Source organism: Kiloniella litopenaei, from assembly GCF_000982415.1.
GTDB lineage: Bacteria > Pseudomonadota > Alphaproteobacteria > Kiloniellales > Kiloniellaceae > Kiloniella > Kiloniella litopenaei.
This window is the reverse complement of the sequence record NZ_LANI01000019.1, coordinates 109644-132511: the sequence shown is the minus strand read 5'-3', so window position 1 is coordinate 132511 and position 22868 is coordinate 109644. Positions and strand designations below refer to the sequence as shown.

Annotated in this window: 20 protein-coding genes; 13 read left to right on the top strand and 7 right to left on the bottom strand. The window is 46.4% G+C overall.

Features of this window, described 5'->3' with window-relative positions:
• Positions 1 to 282 precede the first annotated feature (282 nt).
• Positions 283 to 1191, top strand: a complete 909-nt coding sequence (locus WH95_RS13395; protein WP_046508092.1) for a LysR family transcriptional regulator — start codon at positions 283 to 285, stop codon at positions 1189 to 1191.
• A 61-nt stretch (positions 1192 to 1252) separates the two neighbouring features.
• On the opposite strand, the gene WH95_RS13390 is transcribed toward WH95_RS13395, so the two are convergent.
• Both WH95_RS13390 and WH95_RS13385 read right to left on the bottom strand, forming a co-directional pair.
• Positions 1253 to 1861, bottom strand: a complete 609-nt coding sequence (locus WH95_RS13390) for a helix-turn-helix transcriptional regulator (protein ID WP_046508090.1) — start codon at positions 1859 to 1861, stop codon at positions 1253 to 1255.
• Between the two features lie 245 nt (positions 1862 to 2106).
• The gene (locus WH95_RS13385) at positions 2107 to 3156 is read right to left on the bottom strand and encodes a porin (protein ID WP_046508088.1); all 1050 of its coding nucleotides are present in this window, start codon (positions 3154 to 3156) and stop codon (positions 2107 to 2109) included.
• Positions 3157 to 3553: 397 nt separating this feature from the next.
• On the opposite strand from WH95_RS13385, the gene WH95_RS13375 reads away from it, so the two are divergent.
• The 3 genes from WH95_RS13375 (at position 3554) to WH95_RS13365 (ending at position 6827) form a co-directional block, all read left to right on the top strand.
• Entirely contained in the window at positions 3554 to 5014 is a 1461-nt protein-coding gene (locus WH95_RS13375) for an NAD-dependent succinate-semialdehyde dehydrogenase (protein WP_046508084.1), read from the top strand.
• Between the two features lie 85 nt (positions 5015 to 5099).
• A complete protein-coding gene (locus tag WH95_RS13370) occupies positions 5100 to 5696 on the top strand; it encodes a YceI family protein (RefSeq protein ID WP_046508082.1) in 597 nt (198 codons plus the stop codon).
• Between the two features lie 135 nt (positions 5697 to 5831).
• Positions 5832 to 6827 carry an NADP-dependent oxidoreductase gene (locus tag WH95_RS13365; protein ID WP_052742017.1) on the top strand — a complete coding sequence of 332 codons (996 nt, stop codon included), beginning with the start codon at positions 5832 to 5834 and terminating at the stop codon, positions 6825 to 6827.
• Between the two features lie 24 nt (positions 6828 to 6851).
• Here WH95_RS13365 and WH95_RS20670 read toward each other — a convergent pair whose 3' ends face one another.
• Positions 6852 to 7214, bottom strand: coding sequence for a hypothetical protein (locus WH95_RS20670; protein WP_052742016.1), 363 nt, complete (start codon positions 7212 to 7214; stop codon positions 6852 to 6854).
• A 362-nt stretch (positions 7215 to 7576) separates the two neighbouring features.
• Here WH95_RS20670 and gor point away from each other — a divergent pair, with 362 nt between their 5' ends.
• Positions 7577 to 8953 (top strand): glutathione-disulfide reductase, encoded by a 1377-nt coding sequence (gene gor / locus WH95_RS13355; protein ID WP_046508078.1) that lies wholly within the window; start codon positions 7577 to 7579, stop codon positions 8951 to 8953.
• A gap of 94 nt (positions 8954 to 9047) precedes the next feature.
• Here the strand turns inward: gor and WH95_RS13350 are convergent, their stop codons facing one another.
• Complete coding sequence (locus tag WH95_RS13350) at positions 9048 to 9842, bottom strand: aspartyl/asparaginyl beta-hydroxylase domain-containing protein (protein ID WP_046508076.1); 795 nt, start codon at positions 9840 to 9842, stop codon at positions 9048 to 9050.
• A gap of 393 nt (positions 9843 to 10235) precedes the next feature.
• On the opposite strand from WH95_RS13350, the gene WH95_RS13345 reads away from it, so the two are divergent.
• From WH95_RS13345 to WH95_RS13335, 3 genes are read left to right on the top strand one after another with little or no spacing between them, the layout of a single operon-like run.
• Positions 10236 to 11621 carry a class II 3-deoxy-7-phosphoheptulonate synthase gene (locus WH95_RS13345; protein ID WP_046508074.1) on the top strand — a complete coding sequence of 462 codons (1386 nt, stop codon included), beginning with the start codon at positions 10236 to 10238 and terminating at the stop codon, positions 11619 to 11621.
• 27 nt (positions 11622 to 11648) lie between these two features.
• A complete protein-coding gene (locus tag WH95_RS13340) occupies positions 11649 to 12848 on the top strand; it encodes a nicotinate phosphoribosyltransferase (protein ID WP_046508072.1) in 1200 nt (399 codons plus the stop codon).
• A gap of 10 nt (positions 12849 to 12858) precedes the next feature.
• Positions 12859 to 13290 (top strand): SufE family protein, encoded by a 432-nt coding sequence (locus WH95_RS13335; RefSeq protein ID WP_046508070.1) that lies wholly within the window; start codon positions 12859 to 12861, stop codon positions 13288 to 13290.
• A gap of 91 nt (positions 13291 to 13381) precedes the next feature.
• On the opposite strand, the gene WH95_RS13330 is transcribed toward WH95_RS13335, so the two are convergent.
• From WH95_RS13330 to WH95_RS13320, 3 genes are read right to left on the bottom strand one after another with little or no spacing between them, the layout of a single operon-like run.
• Positions 13382 to 14161, bottom strand: a complete 780-nt coding sequence (locus WH95_RS13330) for an SDR family oxidoreductase (RefSeq protein WP_046508068.1) — start codon at positions 14159 to 14161, stop codon at positions 13382 to 13384.
• A gap of 36 nt (positions 14162 to 14197) precedes the next feature.
• Positions 14198 to 14884, bottom strand: coding sequence for an aspartate/glutamate racemase family protein (locus tag WH95_RS13325; RefSeq protein ID WP_046508065.1), 687 nt, complete (start codon positions 14882 to 14884; stop codon positions 14198 to 14200).
• Positions 14881 to 15540, bottom strand: a complete 660-nt coding sequence (locus tag WH95_RS13320; protein WP_046508163.1) for a GntR family transcriptional regulator — start codon at positions 15538 to 15540, stop codon at positions 14881 to 14883. Before WH95_RS13320 ends, WH95_RS13325 begins: the two co-directional genes overlap by 4 nt.
• Positions 15541 to 15667: 127 nt before the next feature.
• On the opposite strand from WH95_RS13320, the gene hydA reads away from it, so the two are divergent.
• The 5 genes from hydA (at position 15668) to cysS (ending at position 22836) form a co-directional block, all read left to right on the top strand.
• On the top strand, positions 15668 to 17131 hold the full coding sequence (gene hydA / locus WH95_RS13315) for a dihydropyrimidinase (RefSeq protein WP_046508063.1): 1464 nt from the start codon (positions 15668 to 15670) through the stop codon (positions 17129 to 17131).
• 12 nt (positions 17132 to 17143) lie between these two features.
• Complete coding sequence (locus tag WH95_RS13310) at positions 17144 to 18070, top strand: dihydrodipicolinate synthase family protein (RefSeq protein WP_046508062.1); 927 nt, start codon at positions 17144 to 17146, stop codon at positions 18068 to 18070.
• A 177-nt stretch (positions 18071 to 18247) separates the two neighbouring features.
• Complete coding sequence (locus tag WH95_RS13305; RefSeq protein ID WP_046508059.1) at positions 18248 to 19963, top strand: NAD+ synthase; 1716 nt, start codon at positions 18248 to 18250, stop codon at positions 19961 to 19963.
• A 21-nt stretch (positions 19964 to 19984) separates the two neighbouring features.
• Positions 19985 to 21316, top strand: a complete 1332-nt coding sequence (gltX, locus tag WH95_RS13300) for a glutamate--tRNA ligase (protein WP_046508056.1) — start codon at positions 19985 to 19987, stop codon at positions 21314 to 21316.
• A gap of 134 nt (positions 21317 to 21450) precedes the next feature.
• Positions 21451 to 22836 carry a cysteine--tRNA ligase gene (gene cysS, locus WH95_RS13295; RefSeq protein WP_046508054.1) on the top strand — a complete coding sequence of 462 codons (1386 nt, stop codon included), beginning with the start codon at positions 21451 to 21453 and terminating at the stop codon, positions 22834 to 22836.
• The last annotated feature ends 32 nt before the right edge of the window (positions 22837 to 22868 follow it).

The window sequence follows — 22868 nt, the reverse complement described above, 5'->3', positions numbered from 1 at the left end:
ATTCACGATAAGATGTAAACTTTCTTACATTTATGTGTTTGTAAGTTGAAATTCTGACTCCGCCAGGGATGTTTATTCCGAAGGCTAAATAGCGTTGATATCATTTTAGGGTTTGTTTCCACGGCGAATTTTAAGTGGTTTTGCCCAAGCGCTATTGAAGCCTGCCGCTAAATGCTTATATCAGCGGCAGGTAATGTAATGAAGCTACGGAAGTTTGTTGCTTATCGATTTACTGTCCTACTCCTTTCTTCTTGATGTAAATAAATAGAGTAATGCCGGGCTATGATTGATTTAAATAAGCTTCGTACATTTACTGTCGTGGCGGATGAAGGCTCTATAACAAAGGCGGCGGAACGTCTATACAGAACTCAGCCTGCGATAAGTGCTCAACTCAAGGATGTTGAGGACGAAACGGAATTAGTACTGTTTGAGCGAAAAAATTCAAAAATTTATTTAACAAAAGAAGGCAAATGCCTGTTTGAATATGCGCGGGAACGTATTGATGAAATTGATGCCGTCGTTAATTGTTTACGTAACAATCGGCAAAATTTAGAAGGGACAATTCGTCTGGGGGTGCATTTTGAGTTAACCTCTATTTTTATTCCCGAGATTGTTCACGAGTTTAAAGCAGAGCACCCTAGAGTCAGGCTCGAGATTATAGAGCTTGATCACGATGATCTCGAGGCGGGATTGTTGACAAATGATGTTGATTTGGGACTGGTTACAGCTCTTAAAAAGAACAGTTTCTTCGAAACGCATTCCTTTTTTACGTTTGAGCGTCAGCTTGTGGCAACACGTGCTTATTTATCGACCGTTACGCCTGAACTTCGTTATGAAGATCTTTTTGATCTAGAGATTATTGCAAGCTCTAACCTTCTTTCTGATTATAAATTTTGGCTTAAAGCTAATCAGCAGAGTCAGCTTATTAAGCAGATTGAGCATATTGCGAAGCTTGTTACCGTAAAGGATGCAGGGGCAATGCGCAGCCTGATTAAAAAAGGTGCGGGTATAGGGTTTTATGATGATTTTGGTGTGAGATCAGGGGGCCTAGATCGGGAAATAGTACCTGTGTTTCCAGATTCCAATCCCATCACTATTAATATTAAAATTGCGCGTCGTAAAAGGAGAACACAAAATGTTCTCTTGGATGAGTTTTATGATTTCCTTGTGAACAAATCACTTGCTGTTTGATCACGATGAGATATGCATATAACGAATGGTTTTATGCCTTCGGGTTTAACAACCTTGATGCCTAGGATATGAACAGACTCATCGCTTCTGTTCTGCTGTGGATGTTGAGTTTTTTGTAGATTGATTTTAATTGCACTTTAACTGTGCCTTCTGATTTTTTTGTCATATTTGCAATTTCTTTATTGCTCATACCTGTTTTCAATAAGGTGAAAACCTGTGATTCTGTCGATGTTAAGCGAAAGTTTGACAAGGAATTATCATCTATTTGGTATGTCTCGATATGATTGGTTGCATCATTAAAAATTGATTGTTGTATGAGGTTAAAAAGGCCTTCAATAGGCTTGTTGATTGAGTAGGTGGCTTCTACCCCGATACTATTTAGAACTTGTTTAGGTCCAGTTTGTTCATCTGTAATAAGGATGATTTTTGAGGTTGGATTTTTTTTGATCGAAGCAATTCGTAACAAACTTTTTTTACAAAGCATGGCTGAAATATATAAAATACAATGTGGGAATTCCGTGTGATTATATGGAAGCCGTATATCGTTCCCTTGGTTGATGAAAACCTTGTTATTCGGGAAGGCCACTTCAATTTGATCCGCAATGTGTTTTTTTATCATATCGAGTTCGCCAAGGACAAAAAAAGACACCTGATCATTTATTGAAGACATAGATTTGAACCTGTTTAGAAAAAAATCATTAAATATCAGAAGATGGACTTCTCTGGCGATGCAAAGGGTATTTATGGTCTTGTCTGATATATCTTATGTATGGTCTGGTTTCGTTTTTTCTAATCAGAATTTCTTTCTGGGTTTGATAATTTTTTTTATGGTTTGATCTTTTTGTTTATATTGAAGCAAAAAAAAGAGGCTGGATTTGGCCAGCCTCTGTTCGATAGTTCGTTGATATTGATAATTTAGAAGGCGACTGAAATACCGGTTTGGAAGTTGGTGAAATCTTCTACACCACCCTCATAGTCGCCGATTGTTGCCCCAGCCCAGGTTGTCAATCCTGGCGCAATCTCGTACCCGACACCTGCAGAGTAGGCGATGCTTTCATTCTCAACACCGTTATCTTGATCAAATTCTGACCACGCCGCCCCAACAGATAGGCTCCATGCGCCAATGCCATATGACAGGCCAGTGTCGACAGTATTGATTTCACTGGTATCTTTTGTGTCTTCGTGCAGTACCCCAAGGGCGGCTTTAAAACCTGCGTATCCTAACATCACGCCGCCACCGACGGCATAATAAGTATCGTCAGATGATCCTTGGCTTGTGACTTCATGGGTGGCACCAATCAAGGCAGCATCAACTGTAAAATCATTGAAGGTACCAGAATAGTTCAGAGCCGCATCAAAATGGTTATTAAAATCGGTTTCGTTACCACTGACTGTTTGCCCGGAATCGCTATCTGGGGCAAATGAAAGACCAGCTTTGAAGCCATTAAATGTTGGCGTAAAATAGGTGATTTTGGACGAGTCAGATGAATCGCTAAAGTCAGCGGCTGTGCGTCCCAGATTGCCTTCGTCTTCAAGTGCAGACAGACCACCTGTGTAATTGCCGAACATGCCGTATTGGAAGCCAACGGAAGAACCAGAAACCATCATTCGGTCCCCTGCTGAATCCTGATCACCAAGTTCAACGCGGCCAAAATCTCCTTCGATAAAGATATGGTTTTCATCGGTGTTATTTGTGTTGCCTTGGTCGGCTTCTAGTTGAATATGAAGACCATAGGTCAAGCCATTATCAGCTGTTTGCGATGCATTTAAGTGGATTTCGGAATTAGTATTAAAATCAAGGCCGTTATTTGTATCTCCACCTGGGACATTGCCGTCGACACTGGTCGAAGAAACATTAAAGTCGGTATAGGCTGACCATTTGATTTTTGTATCTTCTGCAGAAGCGGATGCTGCATAGGAAAGGCTTGCAGCAAGAGCGGTGCTGGCCATGAGAATTTTTTTCATTTACTTAGATCTCCATCGTAAGCTGGACGTTGAAAAATAGTGCCCGTTTATCAAAAGTGTTTTTGAGATCTAGCAATGATCGTCCTTGCCCATCAATACCCCATCAGAGGTATTGAAATTTAAAAAATAATAATTATGCAAAAGGTAGTGTGAAATAGGTGTGTAATTTTGTGTCGGCATAAAGATGTTCGATTTCAATATTTTATGTTGATTTTAAAATTACACTTTAGGAATGTTTTTCTTGTCCCAAGGTTTGACAGTTTAACATTAATTGAGCCGTTCAGGATAATTGGATCTTGTGCCGTGATCTGTGCTTGTTTAGCGTTCTGTCTGTTCACGTTGAATATAATTGCCATAGCCAATGTCGCCGATCTTTCATTTATCCAGGATGTCAATGATGTCTCTATCTTTGCGAGATAAATCACTTTTCCAACAACAAGCTTTTATTGCAGGTGACTGGGTTGATGCGGATTCCAAAAGAACAGCGCCTGTATTTGATCCGGCAACAGGGCATGAGTTGGGACAAATGCCTTGGATGGGGGCAGGGGAAACACGACGGGCAATAGAAAGTGCGGAAGAGGCACTTGCAAGCTGGAAGGCTAAAACAGCGAAAGAGCGCGCTGTTGTTTTGAGGCGCTGGCATGATCTGATGTTAGAACATCAGGATGATCTGGCCCGGATCATGACGGCTGAACAGGGAAAACCGCTAGAGGAAGCCAGAGGCGAAATAAAGTCCTCTGCTGGCTATATCGAATGGTTTGCGGAAGAAGCCAAAAGGATTTATGGGGAAACAATTCCGGCTGGGCGTCGCGATCAACAGCTTTTGACAATTCGACAGGCAATTGGTGTTGTCGCAGCAATTACACCATGGAACTTCCCCGCGCAAATGATTGCGCGAAAGTGCGCGCCCGCCTTGGCTGCGGGCTGTACTGTTGTTGTGAAGCCGGCACCACAAACACCATACTCTGCGCTTGCCTTGGCTGTTCTTGCTCAGAGAGCTGGTTTACCGGATGGTGTTTTTAACGTTGTGACGGGTAAAGCTGGTGAAATCGGGGATGAAATGACATCCCATCATGCGGTTCGCAAGCTGTCGTTTACCGGGTCGACGGTTGTCGGCAAGGTCCTGATGGAAAAGTGTGCCTTGACCGTGAAACAGGTTTCCATGGAACTTGGTGGGAATGCGCCTTTTATTGTTTTTGATGATGCCAATCTTGATCTTGCGGTCAAGCATCTGCTGGCAAGCAAATTTCGCAATGCTGGGCAAACCTGTGTCTGTGCCAACCGGATCATGATTCAGAAAGGTGTTTATGATGCCTTTGCGAAAAAACTGGCCAAGGCTGTCAAAGAAATAAAGGTTGGTGCTGGCCAGGACGAAGGTGTGGAGTTGGGGCCTCTTATTGATGATCGCGCTATTGATAAAGTTGATGGTCTGGTCCGTGATGCCCTGTCTAAGGGGGCAGAAGCGCTTGTTGGGGGGACACCATTGCCTCTTGGCGATCAGTTCTATGCCCCAACGGTGTTGACGGGCGTTACTGAAAATATGCAGGTTTTTCACAAAGAGATTTTTGGCCCTATCGCACCGCTCTATTGTTTTGAGCACGAGGATGAAGCTATCGAGCTGGCAAATGCCACACGCTATGGCTTGGCGGCCTATTTCTTTTCCCGCGATGTCGGTCGTGTCTGGCGTGTGTCCGAAGCATTAGACTATGGCATGATCGGGGCTAATTCGGGAACATTATCTTCCGAAGCGACACCCTTTGGGGGCATTAAAGAGTCCGGGATTGGGCGTGAAGGGGGGCAATACGGCATTCAGGAATATCTGGAAATTAAATATATTAATATGGGTTTAGAGGATTAATTTGAAACAAAACCTCTTTAGTCATGAATAAAAGTTGCTCTTGCGTGTTTTATAATCAGGACTAACAAAATTTAAGGCTTTTATAATGTTAAAATCTACAATCAATTTTCTGTTCGCTTTAGCACTTGTCGCATTGCCTTTGAAGGCAATGGCCAGTGACTGGCAGCTTGATAACGACAGTTCGCGATTAAGCTTTGGTTCAATCAAGAAGACGTCTGTTGGCGAGAGCCATTATTTTCCTAATCTGAAGGGGCGTGTGAGTGCTGAAGGTAAGGCGCAAGTCGAGATTGAATTAAGTTCAGTACAAACAGGTATCGATATTCGGGATGATCGACTTAAGGAACATGTTTTTAATGTCGCTTCGTGGCCGCAGGCAACAGTTTCCATCGATGTCGATATTGCCTCTTTAACTGCTTTGAAACCGGGCGAGATGACGACTTTGGAAGATGTAGATACCAAGGTATCAATTGCTGGTAACAGTAGTGATGTTACAAGTTCCATTGTTGTAACACGCCTCAGTCCCACGCGGATTATGGTTCAGCCGGATTTTGTAGTGATGCTTGATGCTGAAGAGTTCAATTTGGAAAGTGGCGTTGAGATTTTACGTGAACTGGCAGAACTGAGCTCTGTTTCTACTGTGGTACCAGTTAACTATCGTTTTGTTTTTGATCGTATCGAGTAAATATATCTTGCTCTTGGCTCATGGCCTGTCACTGTTGGTTACCGTGGCAGGCTGTTTTTTTGTTTAATATCTGTGTTCTAAATTTATAGTGACTAAGACAAATCGATAAAGGCATTCCCCGATAAAGGTATTTCAATGAAGAACAATAAACTTGTTTTGGCTGACCGCCCAAATCCATCAATTTCGGCTGATATCTTCCAGTTGGCAGAAGAGCAAGTTACGCCTTTGTCTGATGGTCAATTTCTGATCAAAAATCATTACCTTTCTGTTGATCCCGCCATGCGCGGATGGGTGACGGATATGCCGAACTATATTCCCCCGGTCGAGATTGGTGCTGTTATGCGCAGCTTCGCTGTGGGTGAGGTGGTTGAGAGCAAGCACCCCGATTATACCGTTGGCGAGTTTGTTTACGGACTGTTTGGCTGGCAGGAGTTTGCGGTAAGCGATGGCTCGGATATTGAGCGCAAGGTTAATCCTTCGGATGGCCCTCTTTCCATCAATCTGCACGTTTTGGGAATGACAGGTGCAACAGCCTGGTTCGGATTGACTGAAATTGGCGATCCCCAGGAAGGGGAGACCGTTGTCGTTTCAACGGCGGCGGGCGCGGTGGGTTCTATGGTCGGGCAAATTGCCAAAGCAAGAGGTTGCCGCACCGTTGGTATTACGGGAAGTGATGAAAAAGCACGGCGTTGCCTCGAGGAATTTGGCTATGATGCCGTCTTGAATTACAAAACAGCAACAGATTTGGTGGGCGATCTGGTTAAGGCCTGTCCCGATGGTGTCGATGTCTATTTTGATAATGTCAGTGGCCCGATTACGGATGCTGTTATGAGCCTGTTTAATATTGGGGCACGGATGACTATTTGCGGCGTGATCGGCATTGCACCGGATCAAGTGAATGGTCCGCGGGTTTCGCGAACCATGTTGGTGAAACGTGCCAGAATGCAGGGTTTCCTGATTTTTGATCATATGCACCGTCTCTCCGAAGCTGTTTCTGGGCTTCAGCCTCTCTACCAAGCGGGAAAATTAAGTTTCAGTGAAGAGATTTTTGAGGGGCTTTCTTCTGCACCTAAAGGATTGGAAAGCCTGCTGGCTGGTACTAATCAAGGTAAGGTTATTGTAAGGTTATAGGCGAGCTTTACAATTGGTGGACGCTTATTGATCAACGATACGACCTTTGTAAAGTGTTCCCTCTTTGGAAATCCAGGTGATAAAGTTGCCCTGAGCCGTTATGTCATAACAGCTCCATCCAAAAGGCCCCCATTGGGAACAATATTGATCTGCTTGAACACTCCATTTTCCTTGTTCTGCTTTTCTGCCTTGGGCCTGATAGTGGGTTGTTCCCGAACTATGGAAGGTTTGCTCAAAACCATTAGCGGCACCCTGTCGATGTACAACTTTTTTATCCGCAAGGTATTGTCTGATTTCATCGCCAGATAATTCTCGTTCTTCACCGTGTGCAAGTGCTGGCCAACAGAGGAGAGAGAGAATAGCAAGGGTGTATGGATAGAAACTCATGTCATGTTACCTTACGAGCCAATACTGATAGAGATGACTTTTTATAGCGTCTTTAAAAAACATCACCTTGTCACGATCTTGTGATCTTTTTAAAATATATAAAAAACAGTAAGTTATGAGGTCGCGCGGTTCATTGTCAGCAGCTTCTGTCGGCAATGTGATTGGTAAATCTTTAAATTCGTTCCTTTTATTTCCATCTAGTCTGTCCTAAGTATTTATAGTCGTTTAGCATATCTCTTTCTCGTCGTTGTTTCATCGTTCATGTAGAGAAATCTACACTTTACTCTTCACGCCTAGAGCAAAAGTTATGCTAAGCAACTATAGTATCAATAATATAGCTTTATCTTTCAGGAGCCTGTTGCATGCCGACCTATCACGATGATGATGTTCAATATGATTACGATCTGTTTGTGATCGGTGGAGGTTCCGGTGGGGTACGTGGCGCACGAATGGCTGCAGCCACAGGCGCCAAAGTGGCCTTGGCAGAAGAATATCGCTATGGCGGAACATGTGTTATCCGCGGTTGTGTTCCCAAAAAACTCTTTTCTTACGCAAGCCATTTCCACGAAGAATTCGAAGATGCTGCCGGATTTGGCTGGTCCGTTGGTGATAGCTCTTTTGACTGGAAGACCTTGATTGCCAATAAAGACAAAGAGATTGACCGCCTTGAAGAGATTTACAAAGGCATTTTAAAGAATGCAAATGTGACAAGGTACGACGGGCGGGCTGTTCTTGAAGATCGTCATACCGTTCGGGTTGGGGATCAGACTTTTACGGCCAACAAGATTTTGTTGGCGCCGGGGGGGCATGTTGTTTTCCCCGAAGGAAAAGGCTGGGAACATGCGATCAGTTCAAACGAAGCGTTCCATCTGGATGAACTACCCAAGCGAGTGATTGTCTATGGTGGTGGTTATATTGCAGTCGAGTTTGCCGGTATTTTCAACGGCCTTGGTTCCGCAGTAACACAAGTTTATCGTGGCGATGCGCTCTTGCGCGGGTTTGACCGCGATGTTCGCGAATTCCTCGGTGACGAGATGGCAAAAAAAGGCATTGCGCTTGAGCTTAATCTGACGATTGAGAATATAGAAAAAACAGACGCTGGACTGGAAGTTACCTATTCTGACGGTCGCAAGGTTGAAGTGGACGCTGTTTTTGCGGCGACAGGTCGTAAACCGAATGTCGAAGGGCTTGGTCTTGAAAAAGCTGGCGTTGAGCTAAACAGCAAAGGCGCGATTAAGGTTGATGAGTTTTCCCTGACCACAGCAAAAAATATTTATGCTGTTGGGGATGTGACTGACCGGATCAACCTGACACCGGTTGCTATTCAGGAAGCAATGGCTTTTGTTGATACGGCCTTTAAAGGTAAACCGCGGGCGATGGATCATCATAATGTTGCAACTGCTGTTTTTAGTCATCCCCCTGTTTGTACGGTGGGCTTGAGTGAAGAACAGGCGTTGGATCGTTATAGTGATATCGACGTGTATCAATCTTCTTTCCGTCCCATGAAGCACACTTTGTCTGGTCGCGACGAAAGAGCCTTGATGAAGCTGATTGTTGAAAAACACGGCAAAAAAGTTGTCGGACTTCATATGGTTGGGGCTGATTCGCCTGAAATTGTTCAGGGGTTTGCCGTCGCAATCAAAGCCGGGGCGACAAAGGACATGTTCGATGCAACGGTGGGAATACACCCCACTGCTGCAGAGGAATTTGTGACAATGCGTGAACCTGTAAAAAAGTAAGCTTAAAGTCACGCTGACATTGATCGAATTAAAAAGGGCTGCGCGAAATTCGTGCAGCCCTTTGTTCGTGGATTTTTATGAAAACTTCTGGTCGTTACTTAAGAAAAGTCCAGTTTTTGTAAAAGATGCCATTAAATTTAATAAAGACAGTTTGCATGATTTGCATGAAGACGTTTTGCAGTCCAGTAAAGGCTGAAGGACGTAGGACGTCAACAAAGACGCAATAGCGTTCGTGATCTTCTTCATTGATGGATTGATGCTGGATCGTATCGTCAAAAATGAAAAGTGGGTCGTCGTGCCAGTAATGTTTTTTTCCATCCACCTCGATATAGATATTATCGCTTTTAATTGGCGTCAGGTTGTAAAGGACACGCAGCGTCAGGCGTAAGGGGCCAAAATGCAGCGACGTCGATTTCTTTTTATTGAAAACGGACACGCCAATGGTTTTGATATAGGTAAATTCCTTGTTAAAGGCCGGAACCGCATCATTGGTGTTTTTACCGTACCATTTGTAAAATAGCATGCCGCGGCTTTCACCACCAAGCTGGGCGCGAATGTCGCTGATGATTTCTTCTTTGTTATCGTCAAATTCTTTCAGGACACTTGCGATTTCATTGCGGTGCCCTTCGGGAAAATCATCCAGCTTGTACACATATCTGTTCCGCTCAGAAATGAGATCCAGGAACAGGTTGATCGGTGACAAGGCCCAGGTAAGCATGCCGTTGCCTGTGAAATATTTTTTTGCCAGATCTGCCGTAACCTGATGATGACGCCCCACATCCAGAAGCCCCATAATGATAAAGGCAATGGTCAAGAGAGGAATAAAGTAGAGGAGGATCGCCAGCGGAATGATTACCCGTAATAATCTGCTGATCTGTTTCTTGCTCATTTAATGACCTTTAGCTTTTGACCGCAAACTGTTTGCGTAAAATGTCTCACGCAGATTTATTGCAGTATGTTTTTAACCCGGCAAATGTTTGTTCGAGGTTTATAGCTTGCCGATTGTACTGTTTCAAATGCCCTAACTGTCTCAAGTGACCGCAGCTATAAATGCGAATCCTTATCAATTAATCATGAACGGGTCTTGCCGCAAATGAAATTCTGGTGAAATCCGAATCTTGAATGCCTATATCAAGAGTGTCTTCTGTGCTGTCTAGATGCCCGAGATATGTATTTTTGATGAATATATAAGATAAGTAAGGCTTTGTGCTGGTAAAGGACAGAAAAGACGATTAATACTGTCAAACGTGAAATTATATTGTGTAATTTAGAGGTAAAGTAAATGAGCGCGAAATGGACACCTAATTCCTGGCGCGCCAAGGATATTCGGCAAGTGCCCGAATACCCGGATTCTGCTGTTGTAGATTCCGTGGAGAAAACCTTGGCGGGTCAACCGCCACTGGTTTTTGCAGGCGAGGCACGCAGACTACGTAAACAACTTGGTGAAGTGGCCGAAGGTCGCGCCTTCCTGCTTCAGGGCGGTGATTGTGCAGAGGCATTTGCCGAGTTTCATCCCGATAATATCCGCGATACCTTTAAGGTAATGCTGCAAATGGCTGTGGCTTTGACTTTCGGGGCGGCTTGCCCTGTTGTGAAAGTCGGGCGTATGGCGGGGCAGTTCGCCAAACCGCGTTCAGCCGGAACGGAAACAATCGATGGCGTGGAACTTCCAAGCTATCGTGGTGATATCATCAATGGTATCGGCTTCACCGAAGAAGAACGTGTGCCCGATCCAGAGCGCTTGATCAAAGCCTATCATCAATCTGCTTCGACATTGAACCTGTTGCGGGCTTTTGCTCAGGGTGGTTTTGCCAACCTTCGCAAGGTTCATGACTGGAACCATGATTTTGTTCGTAATTCAGCACAGTCAGATCGCTACGAAGCCTTGGCGCAACGTATCGACGAAGCTATCGGTTTTATGGAAGCCTGTGGCTTGACCGAAGACAAGGTTCCTCAGCTCAGTGAAACGGACTTCTACACCAGCCACGAGGCTCTTCTTCTCAACTACGAAGAATCTCTGACCCGTGTCGATAGCCTGACCGGTGACTGGTACGATTGTTCTGCGCATATGCTGTGGATTGGTGATCGTACAAGGCATTTGGATGAAGCGCATGTTGAATTTATGCGTGGTATTCATAACCCGATCGGCATGAAATGTGGCCCAACGTCTAACCCGGATGATCTTCTAAAGCTTATTGATCGCTTGAACCCAAACAATGATGCGGGGCGGTTGACCCTGATCGTTCGCATGGGACATGACAAAGTGGAAGAGCATCTTCCAGCGTTGATCCGTGCGGTTGAACGTGAAGGCAAAAAAGTGGTTTGGTCATGTGATCCTATGCATGGCAATACCATCAAATCTTCTAGTGGCTATAAAACACGTCCGTTTGATCGTGTTCTGGCCGAGGTTCGCAATTTCTTTGCAGTCCATAAAGCCGAAGGCACCTATGCCGGTGGTGTTCACTTTGAAATGACGGGTAAGGATGTGACCGAGTGCATCGGTGGGGCGCAGGCGATTAAAGATGAAGATCTTTCGGCTCGTTATCACACTTATTGCGATCCACGTCTTAACGCCAGCCAGTCTCTTGAATTGGCCTTCTTGATTGCGGAGCAGTTGAAAGAAGAGCGTGAAAGCCGTTCATCTTCACCTGTTGCACAGGCGTCCTAAGGTTTTGACGATTAACGGGTAAGCTTAATGCCTGATAGTACGCAAGAAAAACGCGAACACAAAAAACGTCAACAGGATAAAGACCAGAGGGGGGAGCGATCCTCCCTCTGGCCTGTTGAAGATGGTGACATCACGGCTTGGACAGACCATTATTTCAATCGAAGCAAGAAGGTTGTTGAAAAGTTTGGCGACCAAAAGGTGACCTATGCCATCTTTATGCGTCGTCCTGTTGTGTCCGCGCCCGGCCTTGTCATCAGGTGGCTGGAAGAGATGGCGCGCAAGCGTAACTTTGATCTTGAAATAGATCTTCGTTATGCAGAAGGGCGCTGGGTCGGTGCGGGTGAACCTATTATGTACCTGACCGGATCTCTCAGGCATCTGGTTGATCTGGAAACCTTGCTGTTACAGCGGCTTGGTCCTGCCTGTGTTGCGGCTTACAATGCCTTTACAATGTGCTCCGACCTGCATTCCGTTGCTTTTCTGGCGATGGATGCCCGTCATTGTGCGGGAACAGATATGGCCGAAATTATGGCCTATGCTGCTTCTGTCGGTGCTGATCGGGCCAAGCGTAAAAACGGGGCGATTGGTTTCATTGGTAATGCAACCGATGCAACCGCACACTACTTTGGGCAGGATAGTGGCATGGGGACGATGCCACATGCCTTGATTGGCTATGCGGGATCGACTTTGAAAGCTGCGGAAATGTTCGACGAGACCTTTCCGGGTGATCCCATGACTGTTCTCGTAGATTATTTTGCGCGCGAGATTACCGATGCTTTGACAGTGTGTCGCCGTTTTCCCAAACGTGCAGCCGAGGGTCTGTTATCCGTTCGTCTGGATACAGCGGGCAGCCGTTTTGTTGAAACTCTTGATCCACCGAGTTCTTACGCGGTGCTTGAACGCAATGTGCCGCGAGCAATTAGGGGCTATAGAAACGAAGAAGAACTTCGTTATCTGGTCGGGCCGGGGGTGTCTGCCGCGGCAATCTGGACCATGCGAGAAGCATTGGATAAAGAAGGCTTTACCAAGGTCAAGATTGTTGCCTCGTCTGGCTTTAGCCCGGCCAAGTGCCGCTTGATGGCAGAGGCCGAGGCGCCACTTGATGTGGTTGGTACAGGAAGTTACCTGCCGAACCGTTGGTCAGAAACCTATGCGACGGCTGATATAGTAGAATATGACAACGTTCCCCGGGTAAAGGTGGGGCGCGAGTTCCTGATTAGAAAGTAAATACGTAACAATGACTGAAACAGTCACAGACGCATCTATTGAAGATCTTATTGATAGTTTTGAATTCCTGGAAGATTGGGAAGAGCGGTATCGCTACATCATTGAGATGGGGCGAAAGCTTCCCCCTATGGATGATGCTCTCAAGACAGAGGCATCACGTGTACAGGGATGTACCAGTCAAGTGTGGCTGGTTTGTAATGTAGATGAGAACACGCCACCAAAGTTGAGCTTTATTGCCGATAGTGATGCCCACATTGTGCGTGGACTTGTCGCTGTTCTTTTGATGATTTTTTCCAACAAAACAGCTCAAGAAATCAAGTCGATTGATATTGATGATATCCTTGAGCGCCTTGAATTTTCACAACACCTTAGCCCAAACCGTGCCAATGGTTTACACGCGATGGTCAAACGTATTCAGGCAACGGCTGAAAGTTATTGCTGATTGCGGTAATCTATTTGTGATTGTGTAAAAAAGCTCGCAGAGAATATCTGCGAGCTTTTTTGTTATCCAGCGGATTGAATGATGGAAAAAATTAGAAGGTTCCCGGATAAGATCCACCATCAAGAAGCCAGTTTTGTCCGGTAATAAAACCTGCCCGGTTACTACAGAGAAAAGCACAGGCCGCGCCAAATTCATCGGGTTTGCCAAAGCGTTTACTTGGGTTTGATGATTGGCGTTTTGCCCATTCTTCTTCAAGGGTCGTACCGTTCTTTTTGGCAGCACCCTGCAGCGTGGCGGTCAAGCGATCTGTTTCAAATGGACCAGGTAACAGGTTATTTACAGTAACGTTGTTTGCGGCAACTTCGCGGGCAAGGCCGGCTACAAATCCGGTTAAGCCAGACCGTGCACCGTTGGATAGCCCTAGAATTGAAATGGGGGCTTTTACGGCACCGGAAGTAATGTTCACGACGCGTCCGAACTTACGCTCAATCATGCCGTCGATAACAGCCTTGGTGAGCAGAATAGGGGTGACCATATTGGCCTCTAGGGCCTTGTGCCACTCATCACCGTCCCAATCGCGAAAGTTTCCCGGAGGTGGACCGCCTGCATTGTTCACCAAAATATCAGGGTTGGCACATGCGGTGAGCAGCTTTGCGCGGCCTTCTTCTGACGTGACATCACATGCAACGGCGGTAACATCAACTCCAGTGGCGTTGCGAATTTCCTGGGCTGTTTCTTCTAGTGTTTCATTGTTGCGACCATTGATGATGACATCAACGCCTTCGTTGGCCAGTTCTATGGCACAGGCTTTACCTAGGCCTTTGGATGATGCGCAGATTATGGCTTTGCGCCCTGCGATTCCGAAATCCATTTTCTTACTCCCTTTGGTTTGGGTTTTGATTTGTTGTTATTTCGATATAGTCATTAGGCTGGCAGCGGCCATTGTTATAGCTGCCCGACACGGATCAATTACGGGGATGTCTAGTTTCTCTTGAAGCCAATGTTGGTATTTACCCATGCCTGCGCAACCCAAAATAATTGATCCTGCGTACATATTGTTTTTCAATTCCGAGCCAACTTCCAGCAATCTGGGTTTTGCCTTGTCTTCGTCGGCGAGTTCCAAAACACCAAGATTCAATGCAAGGTCACCAGCAAGTCGTGTATCAATGCCTAAGTCCTGGGCTTGTTTTTGGTGACGGGGAATGGAATCAGAAAGTATCGAAATGATCCCAAAATTATCCTTGTGAAGAGCTGCGATCAGCATAGCTGTTTCTGCGATACCATAAATGTTTCTGTGATCTTTTGCTCTTAATTGTTTTACACCAGGGTCACTAAAACAGGCGATAACAAAAGCATCGGCATTGGATGCTTTAATCTCTGCGTTAATTAACTTCCCTGCAATTTCGACATCCTCATTCGTTTCAATTGCGGATGGGGCTTTGTCTAGCTGCGAACACCTGATTTCCAAGTTCATCTTTGATGAAAGATCTTGAATACTTTGCTCAATGGTATCTGTAACTTCACGCGAAGAATTGGGATTAATCACCTGTATTCTATAGGCTGTGTTTTGGGGGGAGATTTTATTGTTGTTCATTCGCCGATGCCCCAGTGTTCCAAAATACTTCGGCGCACATTGTCTATATGTTTTCCCATGGCAAAGGCCGCTGCGTCTCCATCGGCATTTTCCAAAGCGATTAAAATATCAAGGTGTTCCTGACATCCCGGTATTAATCTTGCGGGCAGACGGTCATGGTCAAACATTGCTGTACGTCTGCGCAGATCTATAATTGTTTTCGCCATTAGACGGTTCCCGCAGGATTGGGCGATGGAATTGTGAAAAAGATCATCTGTTGCCCGATGTTCTGTAGAGCTGACTGAATTTTGGTCTAACAAGTTGTGCATTGCCTGTTTCAGATCGGATATCAGCTGAATGGATATGCGGCCAACTGCATTCTTGGCGGCATCACATTCAAGTAATTTTCTGATATGTAAAACTTCCAGGAATTCCTTTAGATCGACCTTTCGAACCAGCATGCGACCGCCTTTGCGCTCTAGCATACCTTCTGTTTCGAGCCGGTTGATTGCCTCTCGCACAGGCGTTCTTGATACATTCAGTTGTTCTGCCAAACGACGTTCCATGACCGGATGACCATCGGCAAGCTCACCAGAAAGTAGCATGTCAGTCAGGCGACTATAGGTTTGATCAGCCAAGCTTTCTACCACGATCTGTCTCGCTTTCTGGTTTGTCATCAACAGGCTTTCCAAGCTTTGCTTTTGGTTAGGTTTTCTCTGTTTGTAGAATCGGTGTGCAATTGGTATACCAGTGGAATTCCAATTGCAATAATAATCTAAAATACAGGGTGTAGGAGTATTGATAATGGTGTCTTTTGACCTGGTGATCCGTAATGGAGAAACAGTGACCGCAACCGAGAAAATCCGTCAGGATGTCGGTATCAAGGATGGTCAGATTGTGGCTCTGGGCACTGGATTGGGGGTGGGCCGGAAAGAAATTGATGCTACTGGTAAGCTCATTTTACCCGGGGGGATTGATGCTCATTGTCATGTGGAGCAAATGTCTTCGTCGGGAATTATGACATCTGATGATTTTTACAGTGCGTCTGTTTCAGCGGCTTTTGGGGGGACAACAACAATTATTCCTTTTGCTGCTCAACACAGGGGGCAAAGCCTGCGTACTGTGGTTGATGATTATATGGCTTGTGCAAAACCAAAGGCCGTCATTGATTATGCCTTTCATTTGATCATTTCAGATCCGACGGATGCGGTAATGGGGCAGGAACTTCCTGCAATGATAGCGGATGGTATCTCTTCATTTAAAATCTATATGACCTATGATGCATTAAAGTTAGATGACTATGAAATTCTAGAGGTGCTATCGACGGCTCGTAAGGAAGAAGCACTTGTAATGGTGCATGCTGAAAATCACGATGTCATTAGGTGGCTGTCTGAAAAGTTACTTAGTCAGGGAAATGGCGATCCTAAATATCATGCGGTCAGTCATTCACGTATAGCCGAAAGCGAAGCAACACACAGGGCAATTGCCCTTGCCGAGTTGGTTGATACCCCTCTGTTTATCGTACATGTTTCATCCGAAGAGGCGCTTGATGAAATCAGACGGTCGCAATCGCGCGGCCTAAAGGTAATGGCGGAAACCTGTCCTCAGTATCTCTTTTTGACGGCGAAGGATCTGGATAAAGAAGGGATGGTCGGGGCTAAGTTTTGCTGCAGCCCTCCGCCACGGGATGAAAAGGCGCAAGAAGCAATCTGGGAAGGTCTTATTGATGGCTCGTTTCAGGTATTTTCTTCGGATCATGCGCCATACCGCTTTGATGAAACAGGAAAACTGGCAGCAGGACCAAACCCGAATTTCAAGCAGATCGCGAATGGAGTGCCAGGGCTCGAAATAAGAATGCCAATGCTTTTTTCAGCAGGTGTTCTGGGGAAGAGAATGGATCTTCACCGCTTCGTCGAAGTTACGGCGACAAATCCGGCCAAGATCTATGGGCTGTATCCTCGTAAGGGAACGATTGAAGTTGGGTGTGACGCAGATTTGGCGGTATGGGATCCAGAAAAAGAAGTTCGAATTTCAATAGATATGCTGCACGATAACATGGACTATACCCCCTATGAAGGCACGGAAATCACTGGATGGCCCGAAACAGTTATCAGTCGTGGCCGGATTGTCGTTGAGGATAATGATCTCAAGGTTGATCGGGGAACGGGGGTGTATCTTAAGCGAGAGCGTTCAAGTGCTGCCAAACCTTCTGGCAATCTGGTGCCCGAAGTGAATAGCCAGTTAAATTTTAACGCCAAGATACTATAGGATTTAAAGATAATGGGGCATAACATTTCAGAGAAAACCAAAGGTGTCTTCATTATTGCGGCTACGCCTTTTCAGGATAACGGCGATATTGATTTTGACAGTATTGATCGCCTTGTAGAATTCTATATTGAGAAGGGCGTGAGTGGTATTACTATTCTGGGCATGATGGGTGAGGCACAAAAGCTGAACCCGGATGAATCAACCGCTGTTATGGAGCGGGTATTGAGCCGAGTAGATAGCCGCGTTCCGGTTATTGTCGGGGTTAGTAACCCTGGCATGGGAAACCTGGTAACCCTATCCCACAATGCCATGAACCTTGGGGCTGCTGGTGTGATGGTTGCTCCTTTTGCTGCTCAGAAAACGGAAACAGCACTTTATAACTATTACGAAAGTGTTTGTCTGGCTTTGGGGCCCGATGTTCCGCTTTGCTATCAGGACTTTCCGTTGGCAACAGGGGTAAATATGTCAGTTGATTGCTTCTTGCGTATGGTGCGTGATTTTGAGCAGTTGGTTATGCTTAAACACGAGGATTGGCCCGGGCTGCCAAAGTTAAGCCAGATACGGAAAAAAGAACAAGATGATGGTAGTCGCCGAGTTAGTATTCTTTGCGGTAATGGTGGACTTTATCTTCCGCAAGAACTTGCCCGTGGAGCAGATGGTGCAATGACTGGCTTTGCTTATCCGGAAATGCTTGTTCAGGTATGCAGTCTTTTCCATAGTGGTGATGTGGACGCAGCTGAAGACCTTTTTGATCTTTATCTGCCTGTTGTTCGCCATGAACAGCAACCGGGATACGGTTTGGCCGTTCGCAAAGAGATATTGCGCCGTAGAGGTGCGATTTCAACTGCGCTGACGCGTGCACCGGGGCCCAAGCTGTCAAAGGAAGACCATGTTGATCTTGATCGGCTTTTGGCGCGTTTGGAGTCTCGCTTGAATTAGGCTGCCTTACCCCTTTTTTATCTCTGTACCTTGAAAGCAGATTTGATCAAGGCTTCATATACTCGTACTGAGCATATGTAGCCTTTTTTGTTAATAAATCCGAGAAAAAGATATCTTATCAGAATAATGAGTGCGCAGAGACTTGCCGCCTAATCTGTATAAGGGTAAGAAGCTGACATGAGCGAAAAACTAACCATTGCCTTTGCGCAAATGAACCCGACAGTCGGCGATATCCGTGGGAACGCTGATCTTATTCGTGCGGCCCGCAAGAAAGCTGCAGATGCTGGCGCAGACCTGCTGGTTACGCCGGAACTCAGTCTGGTGGGCTATCCTCCCGAAGATCTGGTTTTAAAGCCGGAGCTCTTGCTCGAGGCACAGGCTGAACTGCGTAGCTTGATGGCTGATACTGCTGATGGCGGTCCGGGGATACTGGTTGGGGCGCCAATGCCTGATGTAAAGTTACAGGAAAACCCCTTCAAGAAAGCCTTCACGACAGCCGGATCCGAGATCTATAATGCTGCTGTGCTTCTGGATGGCGGCAGCCTTGTCGGGTGGAAGGGAAAGCATTTCCTCTGTGACTATAGTGTTTTTGATGAAAAACGGGTTTTCAAGCAAGGTGCTTTGACGGGGCCGTTTTCATTTCGTGGTGTACGTATTGGTGTCTTTATATGTGAAGATATGTGGGATGCCGATGTCTGCGAAACACTTGCCGAAGCCGGTGCCGAGATGTTGATTGGCATCAATGGTTCCCAGTTTAACGCAGGAAAGGCAGATACGCGTCAGCTCTTGGCTATAGAGCGGATCAAGGAATGTGAGTTGCCCCTCGCTTATTTGAACATGGTTGGCGGACAGGATGACATTGTGTTTGATGGTGGCTCTTTTGTTCTGAATGCGGATTGCAGCCTCAAAGCACAGGCCCCCATGTTTGATGAGCATTTCATGGTAACGGAATGGCTGAAAAATGCGGATGGGGAATGGGAATGTCAGCCGGCAGAAACGGTTGCTCCGGAAGAAGAGCTTGCCGCTGTTTACCGTGCTCTGGTGGTTGGTGTCCGTGATTATATTGGCAAGAACCGTTTTCCAGGTATTGTGATAGGTATGTCCGGGGGAATTGATTCTGCGCTTTCAGCGGCGATTGCCGTTGATGCGATTGGCCCGGAACGTGTGCGTTGTGTCATGATGCCGTCGCCTTATACATCGCGTGAAAGTCTGGAAGATGCACAGCTTGCCACTGAGCTATTGGGTGTAAAGTACGATTCTATTTCCATTGGCCCCGCGATGAAGGCCTTTGAAGAAATGCTGGCCCCGGTTATGGCGGGGACCGAAGCGGATACCACAGAAGAAAATATTCAGGCGCGGTCCCGTGGCCTGACGCTGATGGCAATTTCCAACAAGCTTGGGTATATGGTGCTCTCCACTGGTAACAAATCAGAAATGTCGGTGGGATATGCAACGCTCTATGGCGATATGTGTGGTGGTTATAATGCCTTGAAAGATGTTTATAAAACCAAGGTGTTTGCCCTGTCGCGTTGGCGTAATGAAAACAAGCCGAACGATGTTCTCGGTCCGGATGGCGCCGTGATGCCGGAACGGATTATCACCAAGCCGCCTTCAGCTGAACTAAAACCAGATCAAACGGATCAGGATAGCTTGCCGGAATATGATGTTCTGGATGGCATTCTGGAATGCTTGATTGAAGAAGAATTACCCCTTGTAGATATTCTTGCGCGGGGATATGACGAGAGCACTGTTCGTCGGGTCTGGCGTATGTTAGACCTTGCAGAATATAAACGCCGTCAATCAGCGCCGGGTGTTCGCGTGACAATCCGCGACCTGGCCCGCGACAGACGTTATCCGATCACGAATGCGTTTCGCGGTCTTACAAACAGATAAATTAGAGATAAAGACGAGTTCATGAAAGTACGTTTTGCTCCTAGCCCAACTGGCCGCCTGCACGCAGGAAATGCCCGTATCGCTGTTCTAAACTGGCTTATGGCCAAGAAGGCTGGCGGCACATTCCTGCTGCGTATGGATGATACGGATACAGAGCGTTCTACTGAGGAATTCGCTCAATCCATTCAAACAGATCTGAAGTGGCTCGGCCTTGAGTGGGATGAATTTGCTGTGCAATCTCACCGTATGGATCGTTATGAGTTGGCGGCAGAAAAACTGAAAGCCGATGGACGTCTTTATCCTTGTTACGAGACTTCAGACGAACTTGGCCTCAAGCGTAAGATTGCTCTGCAGGCGGGGCGCCCTCCGATTTATGATCGTGAGGCCCTGAGGCTGACTGAAGAAGACATTGCTAAGTACGAAGCGGAGGGGCGCAAACCTCACTGGCGTTTCAAGCTTAACCACGAAGATATCGATTGGACTGATCTCGTGCGAGGGGAAACGCACTTTGAAGGTCAGCACCTAACTGACCCTGTCTTGATTAGAGAAGACGGCCGTCCGCTTTATACCCTGACATCCTGTGTTGATGATATTGAACTTGAAGTTACCCATGTTCTTCGTGGTGAAGACCACGTTTCCAACACGGCGGTTCAGGTTCAGCTTTTCGAAGCTCTCGGTGGTTCAGTACCTGAGTTCGCCCATATCTCCTTGATGGTGGGTGCGGATGGCTCTGGTCTTTCCAAGCGTCTTGGCAGTTTGAGCCTGGAATCTCTTCGCGAAGAAGAGGGGCTGGAGCCAATGGCGCTGAATAGCTATCTGGCGCGTCTTGGTACGCCTGATCCGATTGAAGTTCGCCAGACTCCAGAGGCATTGACCGAGTTGTTTGATATTGCTCGTTTTGGCCGTGCGACACCGCGTTTTGATCCGGTTGAACTGGGGCACCTGAATGCCAAGGTTCTGCATGATGCAGACTTTGCATCTATTAAATCCCGTTTGCAGGACGGCTTTGACGAAGCGCTGTGGGAAGTGGTACGCCCAAATCTGGAGAAGCTGTCTGATACGCAATCCTGGTTTGATATCTGTCGGGGCGCGGTAACGCCGGATATTGCAGACGAAGATGCTGAATTTCTGACACTGGCGGCGGAAAAGCTGCCAGAAGGTGATTGGGATCAGGGCACGTGGAAAGCTTTGACCACAGTTCTGAAAAACGAAACGGGCCGTAAGGGTAAACAGCTATTTATGCCGCTTCGTAAAGCTTTGACCGGCCAACAACATGGTCCCGAGCTGGCACAGCTTCTGCCTGTTATTGGGCGGGAACGTGCTGAAGCACGCCTCAAGGGGCAAACAGCCTGATAAAGGTTGCCCTAATAGTTGTCGCTATGGCGGCTACTTAAAATTATTGGTGTATCTGCAAGAAAGAGGTTTAATATAAATCTCTTTCTTTTATACAATCACTATATTCAACCCCTAGATTTCGGGAAAAGACGATGACGATTAAAGTCCACAATACTCTTGCGCGTGAAAAGCAGGATTTCGAGCCAATCGATCCTAAAAATGTGCGCATGTATGTCTGTGGACCGACCGTTTATGATCTCGCGCATGTTGGGAATGCACGGCCTGTTGTTGTTTTTGATACCTTTGCGCGTTTGCTGCGGTATGTTTATGGCGCAGAGCATGTGACCTATGTCCGCAACATCACAGATGTTGAAGACAAGATTATCGAAGCTTCCCTAAAGTCGGGGGAACCAATTGAAAGTATTACCAAGCGTACAACGCAGGCTTATCATGATGATATGGCTGCACTTGGTGCGCTTCCACCAGACGTAGAGCCGCGTGCGACAGATCACATTCAGGAAATGATTGATATGAGCGCAAAGCTTATTGAAAAAGGGCATGCCTATGAAGCAGAAGGACATGTTCTGTTTTCTGTAAAGTCCATGGCAGATTATGGCGAGTTATCCCGGCGCAATCGTGAAGATATGATTGCCGGTGCCCGGGTAGAGGTTGCGCCCTATAAAAAAGATCCGGCTGATTTTGTGCTTTGGAAGCCAAGTAATGATGAACAGCCGGGATGGGAAAGCCCCTGGGGCAAAGGCCGTCCGGGCTGGCACATTGAATGTTCTGCCATGTCACGCGTTCATTTGGGAGAGACCTTTGACATTCACGGTGGTGGACTGGACCTTACCTTTCCGCATCATGAAAATGAAATTGCGCAATCCAAATGCTGCAATGAAAAGCCGTATGTTAATTATTGGATGCATAATGGCTATGTCGTCGTCAACGGCGAGAAGATGTCCAAATCTCTTGGCAATTTCTTTACCGTGCGTCAGCTTCTGGACGAAGGCCTGAACGGCGAAGCATTACGTTTGACTTTGTTGTCTGGTCACTATCGCCAGCCGCTGGATATCACCCGTGAAAAGGTTACTGAGTTCAAAACACAACTTGATCGTTTTTATGGGGCTATACAGGCCGTTGAAAAGATTGAAGCCTCTACCGAAGAAGTTTCCGAGGCTTTACTCGACGCGCTGAAAGACGACTTGAATACGCCACTGGCCTTGTCTGTGTTGCATGACATTACCACGCAGTTGAACAAAACCACGGATGACCGCAAAAAGAACCGCAAGGTTATTGCTCAGCTCAAAGGACAGCTTTTGGCGGGTGGTAAGTTGTTAGGTATTATTCAGCAAGACCCGGAGGTCTGGTTTAAGGGCGAGGGTGACGATAGCCAAAATATTGAGGCATTGATCGCTGAACGTATCGAGGCCAAAAAATCTAAAGACTTTGGCCGTGCAGACGCCATTCGTGATGAACTGGCGGCTCAAGGCATTGAGTTGCTGGATAGCCCCACAGGAACGACCTGGCGTCGAAAGTAATCTCGGATCTAATCTGTATTACCCTCTTATAT